Origin of the sequence: Micromonospora sp. NPDC127501 (assembly GCF_040302185.1) — a bacterium.
GTDB lineage: Bacteria > Actinomycetota > Actinomycetes > Mycobacteriales > Micromonosporaceae > Micromonospora.
Genome location: NZ_JBEORJ010000004.1, coordinates 221,408 through 240,288, shown reverse-complemented (window position 1 = coordinate 240,288; position 18,881 = coordinate 221,408). Strand labels below are relative to the sequence as shown.

At 71.2% G+C, this 18,881-nt stretch carries 15 protein-coding genes and 2 pseudogenes; 5 read left to right on the top strand and 12 right to left on the bottom strand.

All coding sequences use genetic code 11. The features are described 5' to 3' along the window. Positions 1-120: 120 nt before the first annotated feature. Positions 121-762: pseudogene (locus ABTW72_RS11170) on the top strand (IclR family transcriptional regulator); the annotation flags it as partial. Between the two features lie 505 nt (positions 763-1,267). Here ABTW72_RS11170 and ABTW72_RS11165 read toward each other — a convergent pair. Beyond that, entirely contained in the window at positions 1,268-1,408 is a 141-nt protein-coding gene (locus ABTW72_RS11165) for a hypothetical protein (protein ID WP_350857249.1), read from the bottom strand. 372 nt (positions 1,409-1,780) lie between these two features. Between ABTW72_RS11165 and ABTW72_RS11160 the strand changes: the two genes are divergently transcribed. Beyond that, a complete protein-coding gene (locus tag ABTW72_RS11160; protein ID WP_350857246.1) occupies positions 1,781-2,260 on the top strand; it encodes an endonuclease domain-containing protein in 480 nt (159 codons plus the stop codon). Positions 2,261-2,458: 198 nt separating this feature from the next. Here ABTW72_RS11160 and ABTW72_RS11155 read toward each other — a convergent pair whose 3' ends face one another. From ABTW72_RS11155 to ABTW72_RS11145, 3 genes are all read right to left on the bottom strand, one after another. Next, complete coding sequence (locus tag ABTW72_RS11155; RefSeq protein WP_350857245.1) at positions 2,459-4,177, bottom strand: S8 family serine peptidase; 1,719 nt, start codon at positions 4,175-4,177, stop codon at positions 2,459-2,461. A gap of 164 nt (positions 4,178-4,341) precedes the next feature. Then, the gene (locus ABTW72_RS11150; protein ID WP_350857243.1) at positions 4,342-5,037 is read right to left on the bottom strand and encodes an HAD family hydrolase; all 696 of its coding nucleotides are present in this window, start codon (positions 5,035-5,037) and stop codon (positions 4,342-4,344) included. Positions 5,038-5,083: 46 nt separating this feature from the next. Continuing rightward, entirely contained in the window at positions 5,084-6,049 is a 966-nt protein-coding gene (locus ABTW72_RS11145; protein ID WP_350857240.1) for an EamA family transporter, read from the bottom strand. Between the two features lie 86 nt (positions 6,050-6,135). On the opposite strand from ABTW72_RS11145, the gene ABTW72_RS11140 reads away from it, so the two are divergent. Beyond that, the gene (locus ABTW72_RS11140; protein ID WP_091403587.1) at positions 6,136-6,681 is read left to right on the top strand and encodes a CGNR zinc finger domain-containing protein; all 546 of its coding nucleotides are present in this window, start codon (positions 6,136-6,138) and stop codon (positions 6,679-6,681) included. On the opposite strand, the gene ABTW72_RS11135 is transcribed toward ABTW72_RS11140, so the two are convergent. The 3 genes and pseudogenes from ABTW72_RS11135 to ABTW72_RS11125 form a co-directional block, all read right to left on the bottom strand. After that, on the bottom strand, positions 6,648-7,247 hold the full coding sequence (locus ABTW72_RS11135) for a GNAT family N-acetyltransferase (protein ID WP_350857237.1): 600 nt from the start codon (positions 7,245-7,247) through the stop codon (positions 6,648-6,650). The genes ABTW72_RS11140 and ABTW72_RS11135 overlap by 34 nt on opposite strands. A 97-nt stretch (positions 7,248-7,344) precedes the next feature. Continuing rightward, complete coding sequence (locus tag ABTW72_RS11130) at positions 7,345-7,527, bottom strand: DUF397 domain-containing protein (RefSeq protein WP_350857234.1); 183 nt, start codon at positions 7,525-7,527, stop codon at positions 7,345-7,347. Next, a pseudogene (locus ABTW72_RS11125) lies at positions 7,518-8,212 on the bottom strand (DUF5753 domain-containing protein); the annotation flags it as partial. The pseudogene ABTW72_RS11125 and the gene ABTW72_RS11130, both read right to left, overlap by 10 nt. Before the next feature lie 390 nt (positions 8,213-8,602). On the opposite strand from ABTW72_RS11125, the gene ABTW72_RS11120 reads away from it, so the two are divergent. Next, a complete protein-coding gene (locus tag ABTW72_RS11120) occupies positions 8,603-8,893 on the top strand; it encodes a hypothetical protein (RefSeq protein ID WP_350857231.1) in 291 nt (96 codons plus the stop codon). Between the two features lie 19 nt (positions 8,894-8,912). Here the strand turns inward: ABTW72_RS11120 and ABTW72_RS11115 are convergent, their stop codons facing one another. The 5 genes from ABTW72_RS11115 to ABTW72_RS11095 all read right to left on the bottom strand — a co-directional run bounded on the left by ABTW72_RS11115 (position 8,913) and on the right by ABTW72_RS11095 (position 17,407). After that, positions 8,913-10,322, bottom strand: a complete 1,410-nt coding sequence (locus tag ABTW72_RS11115) for a class II fumarate hydratase (RefSeq protein ID WP_350857229.1) — start codon at positions 10,320-10,322, stop codon at positions 8,913-8,915. 35 nt (positions 10,323-10,357) lie between these two features. Further along, positions 10,358-13,336 (bottom strand): AfsR/SARP family transcriptional regulator, encoded by a 2,979-nt coding sequence (locus ABTW72_RS11110; RefSeq protein ID WP_350857226.1) that lies wholly within the window; start codon positions 13,334-13,336, stop codon positions 10,358-10,360. 258 nt (positions 13,337-13,594) lie between these two features. Further along, positions 13,595-15,262, bottom strand: coding sequence for a fumarate hydratase (locus tag ABTW72_RS11105; protein WP_350857223.1), 1,668 nt, complete (start codon positions 15,260-15,262; stop codon positions 13,595-13,597). A 126-nt stretch (positions 15,263-15,388) separates the two neighbouring features. Continuing rightward, on the bottom strand, positions 15,389-16,831 hold the full coding sequence (locus ABTW72_RS11100; protein WP_502892184.1) for an outer membrane protein assembly factor BamB family protein: 1,443 nt from the start codon (positions 16,829-16,831) through the stop codon (positions 15,389-15,391). A 72-nt stretch (positions 16,832-16,903) separates the two neighbouring features. Next, positions 16,904-17,407 (bottom strand): Lrp/AsnC family transcriptional regulator, encoded by a 504-nt coding sequence (locus ABTW72_RS11095; RefSeq protein ID WP_350857220.1) that lies wholly within the window; start codon positions 17,405-17,407, stop codon positions 16,904-16,906. A 139-nt stretch (positions 17,408-17,546) separates the two neighbouring features. On the opposite strand from ABTW72_RS11095, the gene hppD reads away from it, so the two are divergent. After that, on the top strand, positions 17,547-18,752 hold the full coding sequence (gene hppD / locus ABTW72_RS11090) for a 4-hydroxyphenylpyruvate dioxygenase (protein WP_350857217.1): 1,206 nt from the start codon (positions 17,547-17,549) through the stop codon (positions 18,750-18,752). Positions 18,753-18,881 lie beyond the last annotated feature (129 nt).

The window sequence follows — 18,881 nt, the reverse complement described above, 5'->3', positions numbered from 1 at the left end:
GCGACCTTCGGACCGGCCGGCGCAGGTGGAGGGCGGGCCGACGCGGCCTCCGGGCGGGCCTCCGGCTCCGCCGACGCGACCCTCGGGCGGACCGAGGCTGGCGCGGGGCGGGCCGACGCGGTTGCGGGGCGGGCCGGGGAGACGTCGCAGACGCTCGACCGGGGTTTACGGCTGCTGCACCTGGTCGCTGACGCCTCTGGCGGTCTGACCGTCACCGAGGCCGCGAATCGGCTCGGAATCGGCCGGGCCGCCGTCTACCGACTGGTCAGTGCGCTGACCGGGCACGGCATGCTGCGCCGCGACGGAGACGGTCGGCTGCGCCTCGGTGCCGGGTTGCTGCACCTGGCCCGACGGGCCCAGCCGCTGCTCGCCGAGGGTGCGCTGCCCGCGCTACGCCGCCTCGCCGAGCAGGCCGGCGCGACCGCGCACCTGACCGTCGTCGAAGGTGGCGAGGGCGTCGCCCTGGCGGTGGTCGAGCCGAGCTGGACGTCGTTCCACGTCGCGTACCGGGCCGGGGCACGGCATCCACTGGACCGGGGAGCGGCCGGCCGGGCGATCCTGGCCGGTCGCGCCGGGGTGGCCGAGCCGGTGCGTAGCAGCGGAGAGTTGCAGGCCGGGGCGTACGGGGTGGCCGCACCGGTGCTCGGCGTACCTGGCCTGGAGGCCAGCGTCGGCGTGGTCGCGCTCGCCCCGCTGGACGTCGACACGATCGGCCCCCAGGTGCTGGCCGCCGCCCGAGCCATCACGACCGCCCTCAGCTGACCCCGACCCCTTCGCGCCATCCCGCCGCCCCCGCGCGCCACCCCACCGCCGCGCGCCCCGCCTTCGCGGCTTGATCGACTCGGGTTCACGGAAGTCGCGGTGTCCCGAGGCCGGTGACCGCCCGACTTCTGAAAAAGGCGAGTGGATCACCGCCCGTCGACGGCTCCGATGCCTGATTGGTCGGCCGTTCTGGCCGCTGCCATAGCACGATCGGCAGGCGGATTCGCGGTTGTCCACAGGTCCAGCGGCAAGCGCGGGCCGGGTTGTCCACAGGGGTTTCGGCGCCCAGCCGGTGGTCGGCAGGCTGCTCGGCATGCCCCCACGTCCGCATCGCCCCGATGCCCTGACCTGGCAGGTCTTCCGCGGCTCCGACGCTGTCCGGGACGGCCTGCTCACCGAACATCAGCTGCGCAACTCTGCCTGGGTGCGGTTGCGCCACGACATCTACGCCGACTCGCGACTGGACCGTGATCACGCCCTCGCGTGTCGTGCCGCCCTCCTGCGGCTACCGCCCGGCGTGGTGGTCGGCGGCCCGTCGGCCGCCTACCTGCACGGCGTCCAACACGCCGCGAGCTTTACCGAGGACGTGCACGTCCTCGTGCCCCGACCGCTGCGGATCGGCCCACAGCGTGGCCTCCGCGTGCACGTCAACGCCATCACCCCACTCGCGGCGAGCGAGACTTCTGGGCCCGCCGCGCCAACCACACGACGACCGACGAACACGAGACGACCATCAGGCCGACCGCCGGACGCGGGCCGTCCGCCGAGCGCTGGAAGTCCGTGTGACGCAGCACGACCTACCGGAGTGGGCCGTCCACCTACCGGCGGAATGTCGCCACGCCCAGCGCGGCAACTGTCCCGCCCGGCCGCCGTGTCCGTCGGGCCAGGGGGCATGGTGGTGGCTGGTCGAGGCGAGGCGTGGGCGGCGACCAGCCCGCCCAGGCCAGAGCAACACCTCCCAATCCCCCGATCCGACCCGGGCGGGGCCGCCTGGGAGACGGCTGTCTGGCTCGACCCCGTGCGGGCGGTCGCCATCGTCGATTCGCTGCTCGGGCAGGGGCTGACCGATCGCGAGACCCTGGCCGCCATGGCTGCTCACAATGCTGACCGGCCGGGTGCGCGACGCGCACGCTGGGTCTTCGACCTGGCCGACGGCGGAGCCGAGTCTCCTCCGGAGTCACAGCTACGCGTGCGGTTGGTGCTGGGTGGGCTGCCGCGCCCAGCGGTTCACCATCCGGTATGCCTGCCCACCGGCGTTGTTCTGCACCCCGATCTGGCCTGGCCGCACTATCGGGTAGCGGTGGAGCATGACGGGAAGTGGCACTCCGACGTAGAGCAACTGCACCGCGACCGCCGTCGGCTGAACCAGCTGGTCGCCTCCGGTTGGCTGGTCCTGCACGTCACCAGCCGCCGGCTGCACGGCGAGTTCCCGGCGGTGCTTCGCGAGGTACGCGACGCGCTGGTCAGCCGCGGTTGGCGACAGGGATCGTCCAGATGACCGGGATCAACTCGGGTTCCTGGAAACCGCGCCACCCTTCATGCACCAACACCGCGTCTTTCAGAAAGCCGAGTCGATCATGACCGGTGTCGGGCGATGCCGGTGACAACAGGCCTGGACGAGCCGGGGCCCGGTCGACGACAGGTCGACCGGGCCCTGGCGGACGGTGGCGGTTGGGCCACCGCGGTGCGATGTGCGCTACGGGCGGACGTTCGGCTTGAGCGGGGTCTTCACCGCCGCGTAGGCGTCGACGATCCCGTAGCCGTAGAAGCCGTTGAAGTTGATCCCACCGGCGCAGTACGCGTCGTAGGTCTCGTCCCGGCCCTCGTTGCGGTACTGCTGAAGGCGCGGCTCCGGGCACGCGTGCTCAGCGGCCGTGCGGTAGAGGTGCTGCTCGACCAGGTCCGGCGACATGCCGAAGCCAGTCCTACCCTGCGCCTTGCCGTGCCGGCTGACGATCAGCGCGGCGACGCCGGCGGCGTGCGGGGACGCCATCGAGGTGCCCTGGAGGTACGTGTAGTACCCGCACTCGCCGTTGGCCTTGCACTGCTTGAAGACCTCGTTGGCGATCCGGGGGTCGATGTTGCCATCGGCGTCCACCCGTGGGTCCGGGATGGTCGCCGAGATCGGCTCCTCCTGGAGCACCTTCAGCGGGTACGTGGAGAGGATCATGTTGGCCGGGGTGCGGTGGGTGTCGGTGCCGAAACCGTCCCGGAACCAACCGCCCGGCGCGGCGACCGAGATCTGCTCGGTGCCGTAGTTGGAGAAGTCCGACTTCTTGCCGGACGGGCCGACCGACGACACGCCGATCACGTGCGGGCCCTCGGCGGGGAGGTCCCAGCAGCTCTCGTTGTCGATCGGGCGGTCGTACGGGGCGGCGCCGTAGTCGGGGCTCGTGACGTCGGTGCGCGGTGCACCCAGGTCCTCGTTGTTGTTGCCGAGCGCACCGACCAGGGTCACGCCCTTGTTGTGCGCGAAGATCAGCGCCCGCTTCATCGCCTTGATGATGGCCCGCTGCTCGGCCTGGTCCTCGGGCGAGTCGGCCGGGTTGGCGGTGCAGTTGTAGAGCCACGGGTCGACATAGAACGACATGTTGACCACGTCGATCCCGGACCGGCCGGCGTAGACCAGGGCGTTGACCACCGGGTCGAGGAAGAAGTAGCCGGAGTCCTGGCCACCCTTGAGCTCGACCAGCGAGACGTTCGGAGCGACGCCGGAGAGACCGAAGCCGTTGGCCGCGGCGCCGATGGTGCCGGCCACGTGGGTGCCGTGCCCGCCGTCGTCGGTGCCGACCGGGTCGAGGCAGCTCGGCACCTCGCAGGGGCCGTCCACATCGGTCAGGTCGGGCGCGAAGTTACGCGACAGCGACCAGTTGAAGTTCGGCGCGATGTCCGGGTTGCTGGCGTCGACGCCGGTGTCCAGTACGCCGACGGTCACCCGACGGTCGCCCGGCTCGATCTTGCGGGCCTTGTCGGCCTGGATCATCTCCAGGCCCCACAGCTTGTCATCGAGCGGATCGAGCTTGGCGCCCTTCTTGGCAGCACCGGCAGCACCGGCACGAGCACCGGCGGCGGCCAGCAGATGTTCCTGTTCGACCCGGTCCAGCTTCGGCTTGCGGCCGATGGCCTTCTGCTCGGCGGCGCCGATCAGCGTCGGTGCCGCGGTCGCCCTGGCCGCGAAGTCGGCCCGGTCGCTGCTGACCTGGAACATGCCGACCTCATCGGACCGGGACACCACAGTGCCGCCAGCTGCCCGGATCGCGGCGACGGCCGTGTCGGTGGCGACGCCATCCTCGGCGACGACGGTGAAGGTCCGGGAGTTGCTCGGCGCGGCGTTGGCCGGCACACCCAACCCCGTAGCCGTAAGTGCCAGCACAGCCGCGGTCGCGACCGTACGGGCGGTGAAGCGCTTGCTCACCACATCGGATCCTCTCGTTGAGGGACGTGGCAGCCATCACACAACAACGATCCGGATTACGCCAGTTGAGCGCCCGTTATGGCCGTGAATCCCGCCAGTTCGAGCCGCACACCGCAGGCCGCACAGGCACACCCCGCACGGACACCCGCACCGGCGGCCTCGACCTACACACCTACCGCGTCGACACCCAGATTCGCCAGCGCGGCCGGCAGGTCGGCCATGCTGGAAACTTCAGCGTCGGGTGGGCAGCCGAGGGGGCGAGGCAGGCCGAGCCGGTTCAGCCACACCGATCGCAGGCCGGCCCGCCGGGGCGCCACCACGTCGTGCTCCCACGAGTCGCCGACGTACACGATCTGCCCGGCTGGCACCCCGGCCGCCGCGACCACCGCGGCGTAGAACTCCGGGGCCGGCTTCTTGGGCAGGCCGTTCTCGTGCGCGTACAACTCGAAGGCGAACTCGCCGGCGAGCCCGCACCGTTCGGCGCGGCTGTTGCCGTTGGTGGCGAAGCCCAGCGTGTACCGGCCGCGCAGCGTGGCCAGCGCCGGTGGTACGTCCGGAAACGGTCGGGTGAGAGCGAAGCGCTGGGCGAAGAAGAGGTCCGCGATCTCGTCCAGGTCGTTCACCAGCGCGGCGCGGGCCAGCGACCGGGCCAGTGCGGCGCGCCGGATCTCCGCCACCGGGGCGGCGCTCAGCTCGCCGAAGACCGCGCCCCAGTCCGACTCCAGTTCGGCGAGCGTCACCCCGGCCGCCGCAGTTGTGCGTCGCCGCATCTCGTCGAGGACGGCCACCAGCCCGCCCGTGACCGCCGGACGCAGGTCCAACAGCGTTTCGTCAGCGTCGAACACCACAGTGGTCAGCACGGCTCCCACCCTCTCACCGCCAGCGGAACCCACCGCCAGCGGATCCTCACCGACCGTCGAGCGCCAGCTCGGGCTCGGGCGTGGCCGGCGCGGGCGTCGAGGGCGAGCCGCGCAGCTCGTCGAGGCGTACCAGGGCGACGCCGCCGACGATCAGCGCTCCGCCGAGCAACTGCCAGCCGGTGGGCAGCTCGTTCAGGAGCAGCCAGGCGATCAGCACCGCGAAGAGCACCTCGGTCAGCCCGAGGAACGACGACAGGCGGGGCCCGAGGATCCGGGTGCCGGCGATGCCGGCGAGGTACGCGATGACGGCGGCCACCAGCGACAGCCCGGCGATGGGCACCAACCAGCTGGTGGGCTGCCCGGCGAAGGTGACCTCGCCGAAGGTGGCGTGCAGCGGCAGCAGGCCGGTCAGCCCGATGAGGAGCAGCATGGCGGCGCCGACGGCCATTCCGCCGCTGGCCATGGCGACCGAGGGCAGCCGGGGGTCGACCCGGCCGGCGAGCACGAAGTATCCGGCCAGGCCGAACGCCGCGCCCAGCCCCCAGAGCACGCCCACCGGGTGGAAGTCGGCGGTGCCGGCGAGGTCGAGCACGAACGCCAGCCCGGCCAGCGCGGCCACCGACCCGGCGATGGTGAGTCGGCGGGGCGGCTGCCCGTGCCGCACCCACATCCAGGCCACGACGAGGATGATGCCCAGGTATTCCAGCAGCAGCGCGACACCGACCGGCAGGTAGCGCACGGCGTTGAAGTAGCACACCTGGGCCAGCCCCACACCGAGGAGCCCGAACAGCCCGATGGCGGTGGCGTTGCTCCGTAGCACGTCCCATTTGCCCCGCAGCGACAGCAGGGCGGGGATCGCCAGCACCAGGGCGGCCACGCCGACGCGGGCGATCACTGCGGACTCGGCTGACCAGCCGGCTTCGATGAGTGAACGGGCGAAGGTTCCGGAGGTGGCGAAGGTGACCGCGGCGAGCAGTGCCAACCCGACGCCGGCAGCAGATCGTGAGTGCATGTCGCGCTCCTCGGGATGGGCACCGTGTCATGGGCAAACTATCCTTGTACTGATGACGCTAGGCGGAAGCCGTGACAGGAGTCAAGTTGCTATTCGCTCATGACACCGAGTGTTCGCTGATCGCCGCCGCGGCGCTGGTCAACACCGCGGGTCGGGACGGTGAGTTGCTGCCCGACATCGCGGCGCTGGACGCGTTCTTCGTCCGCCACTCCTACAGCGGCCGGCACGAGCACACCGAGGCCGAACTGCGCGCCGTACGGGAGCTGCGGCCCCAACTGCGCCGCATCTGGTACGCCGAACCACCCGAGATCGTCGCGGTGGTCAACGGCCTGCTGCTGGAACACAAGGCGCTGCCCCAGCTCATCGAGCACGACGACGAGCCGTACCACCTGCACGCCGTTCCCCGCGACGCGCCGCTGGCCACCCGGATCGCGGTCGAGGCCGCCATGGCGATGGCGGACCTGGTCCGTACCGGCGAGCTGAGCCGCTTGCGGATCTGCGAATACCCGGACTGCGACAACGTGGTCGTCGACCTGTCCCGCAACCGGTCCCGGCGGTTCTGCGAGGCCGGCTGCGGCAACCGCGCCGCGGTGACCGCCTACCGCGCGCGCCGGGCCGCCGGCCGCTCCTGACCGACGGTCGCCCACTCCTCGGCCCGCACCTCGTACTCCACCTCGCCCTGCTCGGTGCCCGGAATCGGGTCGTCCCACTGAAGGTGGAAGGTCCGCACGTAGTGCAGCCCGGCCTTCACCATCACCCGCCGGGAGCGTTCGTTGACAGTCATCGTCTCGGCCCAGACCCGACGCACCCCGACGTTGTCGAAGGCGTACCGGACCAACGCCCGCGACCCCTCGGTGGCCAGCCCCCGCCCCCACGTCGAGCGGCGCAGCCGATAGCCCAACTCAACCTCGGTGCCGTCCGCCGACGGGTCCAACGCGAACCAACCCAGGAACTCGCCGGACTCCCGGTCGTGCGCCGCCCACCGACCCAGCCCGGGATACCTGTCGTACTGGGCCAGCAGCCTCGGCAACTGCTCATCTCGGACGGTGGCCAGCGGGGTCGCGACGCCGCCGGTGAGGAAACGCATCACCTCGGGGTCGCTGTCCAACTCGACCAGCACGTCCACGTCGGCCATGGTCAGCCGCCGCAACCGCAGCCGCTCGGTCCCCGCCGGCACATCCGCGCCATCGTCACCCATGGCCCGGATCATCCATCCTGTTCAAAGCCTCGTCGAGCCGTTTATCAGGGCCAGCGGCGCGGAAAACCCGACCGCCGTGGTGGGCGAGGCCGTCGGGTCAGCGCGGGGGCGCGGCCACGAAGAGCCGCCAGGAGTACGCGTCGACGACGAGCACGGGCCCGTCCGAGTCCTTGCTGTCTCGCACCCCGACCACGTCCCCGAGATTCGTCGCCACCTCGACGCACCAGTTGTCCTGGTTGCTGCGGCTGCTCTTGTGCCAGCGAGCACCGGTCAACTCCACGACTCGGCCACCTCGTCCATCAACTCGATCGATGCCTGCGGGGGCAGGGCTTCGCCCAGGGTAGCCTCCCAGACCCGCTGCAACCGCAACAGATCCTTCGGCTGGTCCAGCTCCTGGCCGCGAACCTGGCACTCGAGATAAGCCACCTCCGTGCCGTCGGGCAGGACGGCGAGCGCGAACTGCCCGCCGAGCCCCGGGTACTCGTCGGCGGATCGCGGCACCACGTGCAACCGGACCGGGGGTGCCCGGTGGCGATGCCCACCAGGTGCAGCGTCTGGTCGCGCATCACCTTCCGCCCGCCCACCCGTCGCCGCAGCACCGCCTCGTCCAGCACCGCCACGATCTGCGGCGCACGCTCGCTGTGCAGCACGTCCTGACGCTCCATCCGGGCGGTCAGTCGCCGGTCGACCTCTTCTGGGGCGAGCAGGCCGCCCGCCTCGAAGACCGCCCGCGCGTAGGCCTCCGTCTGGAACAGCCCGGGCACGTAGCGGGGCTCATACCAGCGAAGTGTGCGCGCCTGGGCAAAGATCGCCTGCCAGCCGCGTAGCCAGGGCTGCGCCCGGTCCAGGCTGACCAGTTCGGTGGACATCCGGCCGAAGAGGCCGCCGGTGTCCAGGGCGCGGTCGACGAGTTCCAGGTACTTGGCGGTGGGCGGCTGCTGCCCCAGCTCGACAGCGCTGACCATACAAGCGACGGCGATGCCACAAACGAGTCAGGTCCAAAGCATCCGCCCAAGACATCCCCGACCACGCGCACGCCGGCCACCCCGGCCACCCCGGCCGACCACGGCCGACCACGCCCACCAGTCCAGCCGTGCTCAGCACCCGGCCACGCCCACCACCCGACCGACCACTTCGGCCACCGGACCCCGGCGGCAGCCCGGCCGACCACGCAAGATCGTGCTCGATCGTGGAAAGAGTGGGGTCCTGGCGTGCGGAAGCCACTACATCCAGGATCGAGCACGATCTTGGCGCAGCTCGGCCCGGGGCGAGCGGGGGCGAGCGGGGGCGACCGGGGGGCGAGCGGGGGGCGTGGTGATGCCACAAACGATTCAGGTCGAAAGGAGGGCCGCCGCATGTCCCGGACCGCCCCGGACGGCCGCGCGACGACACCACGTCGACAGCACCTACCGCTGCGCCCGCTCTGGCTCTGCCGGATCTGCGCCGCGCCCTGGCCGTGCCCGGTCGCCCGACTCACCCTGCGCCAGGAGTACGCGCTCGACCGCATCGGGTTGAGCATCTACCTGTGCACGGTCCTGCACGAGGCCGCTGCCGACCTGTACCGACTCAACCCGTACGACGGCCCCGACCCCGCCGCGCTCTTCGCCCGCTTCCTCGGCTGGGCGAGACCACGGCACCTACCCTGACCAGGGCAGGCGAGCCGGGTCAGGGGTGGGTCATCCGGAGCAGGTCCAACGTCTCGTCCAGCTGGGTCTCGGTGAGCTTGCCGGAGTCGACGTGGCCCCGGGAGATGACCACCTCGCGGATCGAGGTCTGCTTGGCCAGCGCCTCCTTGGCGATCGACGCGGCCTCGTCGTACCCCAGGTAGCGGTTGAGTGGGGTGACGATCGACGGTGAGCCCTCGGCGTACGCCAGGCAGACCTCAGCGTCCGCGACCAGGCCGACCACCAACCGGTCGGCGAAGAGCCGGCTCACCGCGGAGAGCAGCCGGATCGACTCCAGCAGGTTGCGGCCCATCACCGGGAGCATCACGTTCAGCTCGAAGTCGCCCTGTGAGCCGGCGAACCCGACGGTCGCGTCGTTGCCGATCACCTGGGCGCAGACCTGCCGCATCGCCTCGGCGACCACCGGGTTGACCTTGCCGGGCATGATCGACGAGCCGGGCTGAAGGTCCGGGATACGCAGTTCGCGCAGACCGGCGCGGGGGCCGGAGCCCATCCAGCGGATGTCGTTGGCGATCTTGTAGAGGCCGATCGCCACGGTCCTCAGCTGCCCGGAGGTCTCCACCAGCGCGTCCCGCGCGCCCTGCGCCTCGAAGTGGTTACGCGCCTCGCTCAGCGGCAACCCGGTCGACTCGCGCAGCTTGTCGATCACGGCGGCGGCGAAGCCGAGCGGGGTGTTGATCCCGGTGCCGACGGCGGTGCCGCCCAACGGCAGCTCGGCCAGTCGGGGCAGCGCACCCTCCAGCCGTTCGATCCCGTAGCGGATCTGGGCGGCGTACCCGCCGAACTCCTGGCCGAGGGTGACCGGGGTGGCGTCCATCAGGTGGGTACGCCCGGCCTTGACCACCGTCTCGAACTCGGCGGCCTTGGCCTCCAACGCCGACGCCAGGTGGGCAAGCGACGGCAGCAGGTCCTCGACGATGAACTGGGTGGCCGCCAGGTGGATCGAGGACGGGAAGACGTCGTTGCTCGACTGGGAGGCGTTGACGTGGTCGTTCGGGTGCACCGGGGAGCCCAGCTCCCGGCTGGCCAGGGTCGCGATCACCTCGTTGGTGTTCATGTTCGACGAGGTGCCGGAGCCGGTCTGGAACACGTCCACCGGGAACTGGTCGTCGTAGCCACCGTCGGCAACGTGCGCGGCGGCGGCGGCGATCGCGGCGGCCACGTTGGCGTCGATCACGCCCAGTTCGCCGTTGACCTCGGCCGCCGCGCCCTTGATCTGTGCGAGGGCCTTGATCTGGGCCGGTTCGAGGCCCCGGCCGGAAATCGGGAAATTCTGCACCGCGCGCTGGGTCTGCGCCCGCCACAGCGCCTCGGCGGGCACCTCCACCTCGCCCATCGAGTCGCGTTCGATGCGGTAACCGGTCGCCTCTGGAGTCGTCACGCGTACCATCCTGCCGCGCCCGTGGCCGACTCGCAGATGATCCGTCAGCCCGATTCGGTGAGCAGGCGTTCCACCTCGTGCTGCTCCGGCGACTCGACCTGCCGGAACAGCGCCAACGCCTGCTCCAGGTGCGCGCGGGCTGCCGTCGGATCCGTATCCCGTACGCAGCGGGCGATGCCCTCCAACGCCCGCGCCTTTTCGTAGCGGGCACCGAGCCCGCTGGCGTCGACGAGCACCCGGCGGTGCAGGTCGAGCGCGCTGGCCACGTCCCCCTGCTCGAGGATTGCCCGGGCCAGCAGGTTGCGGGACGCGCACTGGCCGATGCGGTCGCCGGCATCGACCATTGCCACCATCGCTTCCCGGTGCAGCCCGGCGGCATGATCCGGCTGTCCGGCGTTGCGCTCCAGCACACCGATCTCGTTCAGCAGCTCACCTTCGCCAAACCGATTGCCGGCCTTCCGCTTGAGGCGTAGAGCAAGCCGCAGGAGCCGACGCGCCGGCTCGTCGTCACCCAACCGATGGCGAATCATGCCCAGGTGCCCCAACGCGTTGCCGATCTGTCGCGGGTCGCCGAGCTCGCGAGCCAGCGTCAGGTGCCGCCGACATGTGCGCAGCGCCTCGTCGTGCCGTCCCCACAGCAGCAGGGTCGCCGAAAGATTGTTGAGGGTGTTGGCCAGTGGCACCTGCTCCTGCATCCGCCGGGCCAGCGCCGCGGATGCCTCCAGGCACTCCCAACCCCGGCGGTAGTCGCCGCTGGCTACGTAAGAGTTGCCAAGGTTACCCAGGGTATTGCGCACATCGCTCTGCAACCCGAGCCGGCGGTAGACGCCGAGCGCCCTCTCCATCAGCCGGTTCGCCTCGGCGAACCGACCCAACCGGTAGTGGGCCGAGGCGAGGTAGTTGAGCATCATCGCCACCGCGTCCTCGGCGCCAAGTTCCTCGGCCACACGCAGCCCAACCACGTGCGTTTCGATCAACTCGTCGAGGTGACCGCCCTCGAACTGGGCGTACCAGCTGGCCCTCGCCAGCTGCCAGCAGTGCCGGCGGAAGCCCTCAGCTTCGGCCAGGCGGACCAGGGCGGTGATCGCGGCCAGGTTGTCGTCGAACCATCCTCGGCCCTGCTCCGCAACGGGCAAGACCAGATCGGGACGCGCCGGCTCGGGTAGCAGCGTCAGGCTGAAGTTGGAGGAGAGCTCACTCTTGCGGGCGATCACCGCGGCGACGTGCAGGTGATGGTCAAGCAGACGTTCGATGCCCTCCCGCCGTTCACCCGCCCACTCCGGCTCGGCGACGAGCGTCCGCGCGTACTCCCGCACCAGGTCGTGCAGCCGGTAACGGCCGGGCTCCGTCTCCTCGACCAGGTTCGCGTCGACCAGCTCGTCGAGCAGGTCCTGCGCCTTCGCAAGCGGCTGCCCGGTGAGAGCGGCGGCCACCGGGGCTGCGAACCGCACCCCGGGGTGCAGGCCCAACAACCGGAACGCGCGCTGCGCGACCGGGGACACCTGGGCGTACGACAGGGCGAAGGCGCGGCCCACCGACCGCTCGCCCGCTTCGAACTCGGCCAACGGATCGGGTCGGCTGGTCAGCCGCTCGGCCAGGTCGGCGATTCGCCAATGGGGTCGGTGTGCCAGCCGGGTACCGGCCAGCCGGATGGCCAGCGGCAGGTGTCCGCAGCGTCGGACGACCTCGGTGGCCGCATCCGGCTCCGCCGCCACCCGGGCCACGCCGACGACCCGCCCGAGCAACTCGACCGCCTCGTCGCTGTCGAGCACGGGCAGCGACGAGGGTCGCCCCTCATCCACCCCGACCAGCCGGCGGCGGCTGGTGATCAGGATCAGGCAGTGCGAGCCGTTGGGCAGCAGCGGCGTCACCTGGTCGGCCGTCGCCGCGTTGTCGAGCACCAGCAGGGCCCGTCGACCGGCAAGCTCACTACGCCAGAGCGCCAACCGGTCGTCCTGGCTCGTCGGCACCCTCTCGGCGGGCACACCGAGCTGCCGCAGCAGCGTGGCCACCGCCGCGGCCGGCGTCAACGGAGTGCGCTCGCTGTGCCCGTGCAGGTCTATGTAGAGCTGGGCGTCCGGGTAGTCGTCTGCGAGAACGGTGGCGAGATGCACCGCGAGGGTGGTCTTGCCGCTGCCCGCCATGCCGTCGATGAGCTGAATCCGGGCCCCGGCCTCCACCTCCTTGATGAGGCGGGCCAGCGTCTGCTGCCGGCCGGTGAAGTCGCCGATCGCCCGGGGCAGCGACCGGACCGGAGCGATCGAACGCGCCTCCCGGCCGGCCAGGGCCAGGTCACCGGCGAGCACCCGCTGGTGCAGCTCCTGCAACTCGGCGCCCGGCTCGATGCCCAGCTCGTCGGCGTAGGTCCGCCGGCCCTCCCGGTAGACCGCGAGCGCGTCGGCCTGCCGCCCGACCGCGGACAGTGCCAGCATCAGTTGCCCGCGCAGCCGCTCCCGCACCGGGTGCTGGTCGACGCTCTCGGCGAGTTCGCCGATCAGCTCGGCGGCCCGGCCGAGGCGCAGCTCGACATCGACGCACTCCTCCAGCGCGGTGAGACGCTGCTCGTCGAGTGCCTGCGCGCGGCGGCGGACGCTGCGGCTCGGGATTCCACCCAGCGCCGGACCGCGCCACAACGCCAGGGCGGTGCGGAATTCGGCACGCGCGTCGACCAGGCGACCGGCCGTGACGGCGGCTCGTGCCGCCTCCACGCCCCGGGTGAAGGCCTCGGCGTCCAGGTCGTTCGGCGCGGTACGCACCCCGTACCCCGCCGGGTCGGTGACGATGAGGTCCGGTGCCAGCTCGAGTTCGGTGAACCGGCGACGCAACCGCGACACGCAGGTCTGCAACTGCGCCCGCGCGGTGGCCGGCGGGCGGTCCTCCCACACCGCGTCGACAAGCTCGTCGACCGGCACGAGCCGGCCGGCCCGCAACAGGAGCATGGCGAGCACGATCCGGTCGCGCCCGGCGGTGACAGTGGACTCGCCACCGCCCACCCGCAGGGGCCCCAGGATCCCGAACCGCATCTGCTCTCCCGCGTCAGTGGTGCAACTTCCAGCAGCGTAGTCCGGCGGTAACGGACCGCCGTGGTGAGGCGATAGCGATCTGAGAGCGGATCGACAGCGGTGCGCCGCACACTCATTGCGAGTTGTCGGTGACGGCATCCGACGGGGGCGGTGCGCCCGTCCCACCCCAGGGGGCGGGCGTACCGATGTCGGCAGAGCACGGGCGACAGAACGGGCGCCGGGCGAATTCGCCCGGCGCCCGTTTGCGTACCTGTCGGGTCAGCGGCGGCCGACGGTGAGCACCGGCTTGGTGACCTCGGCGAAGAAGTCGTTGCCCTTGTCGTCGACCACGATGAAGGCGGGGAAGTCCTCCACCTCGATCTTCCAGACCGCCTCCATGCCCAGCTCCGCGTATTCGAGCACCTCGACGTGCTTGATGCAGTCCTGGGCGAGGCGGGCCGCGGGGCCGCCGATCGAGCCGAGGTAGAAGCCGCCGTGCTGCTGGCAGGAGCGGGTCACCTGACCCGACCGGTTGCCCTTGGCCAGCATCACCTGGGAGCCGCCGGCGGCCTGGAACTTCTCCACGTAGGCGTCCATCCGGCCGGCGGTGGTCGGGCCGAACGAGCCGGACGCGTACCCCTCGGGGGTCTTCGCCGGGCCGGCGTAGTAGACCGCGTGGTCACGCAGGTACTGCGGCATCGGCTCACCGGCGTCCAACCGCTCGGCGATCTTGGCGTGGGCGATGTCCCGGGCGACCACGAGCGGCCCGGAGAGCGAGAGGCGCGTCTTCACCGGGTACTTCGACAGCTCCGCGCGGATCTCGTCCATCGGCCGGTTCAGGTCGACCCGGACCACCATCTCGGCGTCGAGCGAATCGTCGGTGACGTCGGGCAGGAACCGCGCCGGGTCGGTTTCGAGTCGCTCCAGCCACACGCCCGACGGGGTGATCTTGGCGACGGCCTGGCGGTCCGCCGAGCAGGAGACGGCGATCGCCACCGGGCAGGACGCACCGTGCCGGGGCAACCGGACCACCCGTACGTCGTGGCAGAAGTACCGCCCACCGAACTGCGCGCCGATGCCGAAGTTGCGGGTCAGCTCCAGCACCTCCGCCTCCAGCTCCAGGTCGCGGAAGCCGTGCGCGCTCATCGAACCCGAGGTCGGCAGCGCGTCAAGATACTTGGCGCTGGCGTACTTCGCGGTCTTCAGCGCGTACTCGGCGGAGGTGCCGCCGATGACGATGGCCAGGTGGTACGGCGGGCAGGCGGCGGTGCCGATCAGCCGCAGCTTCTCCTCCAGGAACTGCATCATCCGCGTTGGATTGAGCAGCGCCTTCGTCTCCTGGTAGAGGTACGACTTGTTGGCCGAGCCACCGCCCTTGGCCATGAAGAGGAACTTGTACGCGTCGGGGTGCCCGTCCGGGTCCTCGGCGTACAGGTCCACCTGGGCGGGCAGGTTGCTGCCGGTGTTCCGCTCGTCCCACATGGTCAGCGGGGCGAGCTGGGAGTAGCGCAGATTGAGCTTGGTGTACGCCTGGTAGACGCCCCGGGAGATGGCCTCCGCGTCGGCGCCGTCGGTCAGCACGTGCCGACCGCGTTTGCCCATCACGATGGCGGTGCCGGTGTCCTGGCACATGGGCAGGACACCACCGGCGGCGATGTTGGCGTTGCGCAGCAGGTCCAGCGCGACGAACCGGTCGTTCGGCGAGGCGGCCGGGTCGTCGATGATCGCCCGGAGCTGCGCCAGGTGCGCCGGGCGCAGGAAGTGCGCGATGTCGTGCATCGCCTCGGCGGTCAGCGCGGTGAGCGCGGCCGGCTCCACGGTGAGGAACCGACGGCCTCCCGGGCCGTGTACGACGTCCACGCCCTCGTCGGTGACCAGGCGATAGTCCGTCTGGTCCGGGCCGGTCGGCAGCAGAGGGGCGTACGAGAATGCGGCGGCACTGCTCATGAGCGGCAAGCCTAGGGCAGACCGGTCGATCACTCCCACCCGCCGGGCGGGTCCTGGGACGCCGCTCTCATCCACCAGGCGTGCCGGGCCCGGCACGCCTGGTGAATCATCGGGCGAACGGCCCGCTCAGCCGTCCTTGCCGCCGCCCGGATCGGGGCAGAGTTCCCCCTTCGGCCCGCAGTCGCCGTTGTTCGGCCCACCGGGGCCGGGGCCGCCCGGCCCGGGATTCCCACCGTCGCCTGGCGGTCGGGTGGGCGAGTTTCCGGACGCGCCGAAGCGGACGTACCCGATCTCCCGCCCCTCGCCGATGATCATGCCCTGCGACCCGATGGCGAGGGCGTTCGCCGAGGTACGCAGGACGGCCAGCTCACGGCCGGTGCGCGGGTCCAGTGCCGCCAGCCGGGACGGCTTCTCGTCGGCCACCACCGCCGCGTACGGGGTGAGCGCGGCCCCGGCCTTGCCGCTGGCCTGTCGCGTCCAGAGCACCTTCTCGGTGCCCAGCTCACGGGCGATGACCGAGCGCTTGTCGGCGGCCCGGAACACCGCCGAGCGGTCATCCACAGCGATCAGCTTGGTGCCCGGCTCACCGACCCAGAGCAGCCGGCCGTCGTACCCGTCGATGACCGCCTCGCGGCCGTCCGGGGCGACGCCGATCAGCACGTTCCGTGCACCCTGCGGGTCCTCGCGTTGCACACAGCCGGCGGAGTCGGCGGTGCGCAGGTTGATGCCGGCCCGCTGCCAGGCCTCCTGTCCGGTCGCCGAGTCCCGCGCGGAGATGGCGAAGTAACAGGTGCCGTCCTGGGAGCGGGCGGCGATCCGCAGCAGCCGGCCGCCCACCACGGAGAGTCGCTCCTCCCGGCCGGGCTCGACGTTCTGCAGCACCCGGCCGGTGGCGGTGTCGACCACGTGGACCCGACCGTCGACCGGGAAGCCGAGCAGCGGTGGCGCGGCCTCCGCCCCGGCCACGCCGTCGTCGATCCGGGTGGCGGTGAGCCGGCGGGTACCGCGCAGACCCGGGTTGTCGGCGAGCAGGCCGCTGTGCACCCCGGGCAGGAAGGCCGTCCAGAGCGGCGCGGTGCCACGCGGGTCCCAGGCGCTCAGGGTGCAGTCGGTGGCGTCCGTGCACCTGGCGTCGAGGAGCAGGTTGCGGTACGTCCAGACGGCCACCGCGTCATCGTCACGCCGCCGGGTCACCCCGGTCGTCGGGTCGAGCAGCTCGTACCCCTTGACCAGGAGCTTGCCCACCGCCACGACCGGGTCCCGGTCGCCACCGGCGACCGCCGCCCAGTCCGCCTTGCGCTCCCAGAGCTGGGCGCCGGTGGCCAGGCTGCGAGCCTCGACCCGGGTGCGCTGCTCGACCACGACGGCGTCGCCGGCGATGGTCACGCTGCGCGGAGTGCCGCCGACCCGTTGCTGCCAGACCACGTCGGGCTCGGAGATGGGTTCGCTGCGGTCCACCCAGTCCCACAGGCCGGGGAACGGGTTCCACACGCCGGTGGCGGCGAGCGCGACGACCACGGCGAGGCCGAGCAGCAGCCCACCGCGCACGCTCCCCTTCGCCACCCGCACACCGTAGCCACGATCACGGATCTTCCGTACGCCCGCGCCGCCGTGTCGCCGCGCTTTCTGCGCTCGCAGGTGTTACAGCGCCCTTCCCTCGGCCCGAACAGCACTGCGCACCAGCGGCAGTGTGCGGTAGGGAATCTGTTCGGCCAGCGCGATGATCGTCGAGGCGCGGGTGATGCCGGCGGACGAGACGATCTGGTCGATGACCCGTTGCAGGTCGGTGTTGGAACGGGCCACGATCCGGCAGAGCAGGTCGCTGGAGCCGGTGATGGTGTGCGCCTCCAGCACCTCGGGGATGGCGGCGAGGTGAGCGGTGACCGGGTCGTGGCCGTGCCGCTGACTGATCTCCAGGGTGACGAAGCTGGTCACCCCGAACCCGATCGCGGCCGGCGCGATCTCGGGGCCGAAGCCCATGATGACCCGCCGCTCGACGAGCTTGTCCAGCCTCGCCTGCACGGTGCCCCGGGCCACCCCGAGCCGCCGGGAGCACTCCAGCACCCCGATCCGCGGCTCCTCGGCGAGCAGTTCGATCAAGCGCACGTCGAGCGCGTCGAGCTGTACATTCTGCTCAGCGTTCATGGGTGAAGACCATACCGAATGCGCAACCTGACCAGCATTTCTGCCAACAGTTGCCCACTCGGCACCGGGGCAGCGATCCTCGCCACAAGAACCGACCACGGCGGCCCACAAGGCCGGCCGGTACGCGAGGGAGCCCACCATGACCCAGGCGATCGACCGACCCCAGTCGACCGAGGATGTCGACGTCGACCGGCTCGTCGGCGCTGTCGACCACGACATCAGCCACGACCCGTTCCCGGTCCGCGGCCTCGACCACGTGCACTTCCTGGTCGGTAACGCCAAGCAGGCCGCCCACTACTACTCCACCGCCTTCGGCATGACCTGCGTGGCGTACCGCGGCCCCGAGCAGGGCTACCGGGACCACGCCCAGTACGTGCTGACCAGCGGCTCGGCCCGGTTCGTGCTGACCGGCGCGGTGCGCCCGGACGCCGAGGGCGCCGAGCACGTGGCCCGGCACAGCGACGGGATCAGCGACATCGCGCTGGAGGTCCCGGACGTGGACGCCGCTTACGCGCACGCCGTCGCGCAGGGCGCCGCCAGCGTCGTCGAGCCGCACGAGGTGACCGACGAGCACGGCACCGTCCGGATGGCCGCCATCGCCGCGTACGGCGACACCCGGCACACGCTGGTCGACCGGTCCCGCTACACCGGCCCGTTCCTGCCCGGCTTCGTGGCTCGGGGCCCGATCGTGGACCGGCAGCCGATGATCGACGCCGGCATCCAGCCGAAGCGCTTCTTCCAGGCCGTCGACCACGTGGTCGGCAACGTGGAGCTGGGCCGGATGGACGAGTGGGTCGAGTTCTACAAGCGGGTGATGGGCTTCTCCAACATGGCGGAGTTCGTCGGCGACGACATCGCCACCGACTACTCGGCGCTGATGAGCAAGGTCGTGGCGAACGGCACCCGCAAGGTGAAGTTCCCGCTCAACGAGCCGGCGATCGCCCGCAAGAAGTCCCAGATCGACGAGTACCTGGAGTTCTACCAGGGCCCGGGCGCGCAGCACATCGCCGTCGCCACCAACGACATCCTGGCCAGCGTCGACGCGATGCGCGCGGCCGGCCTGGAGTTCCTGGACACCCCCGACTCGTACTACGACGACCCGGAGCTGCGCGAGCGCATCGGCAACGTGCGGGTGCCGATCGAGGAGCTGAAGGCCCGCAAGATCCTGGTCGACCGGGACGAGGACGGCTACCTGCTCCAGATCTTCACCAAGCCGGTGCAGGACCGTCCCACGGTCTTCTTCGAGCTGATCGAGCGGCACGGCTCGCTGGGCTTCGGCAAGGGCAACTTCAAGGCGCTCTTCCAGGCGATCGAGCGGGAGCAGGAAGCCCGCGGCAACCTGTAACACTTGCGAGCGTGACGCAACCTCCGTCGTACCCGACGCCGCCAGCCGGTGGGCCCCGACCCACCGCCGGCGGTTTCGCGCCGCAGCCCGGACCAGACCCCCAGGGGTACGCCCCGCAGTACCGCCATG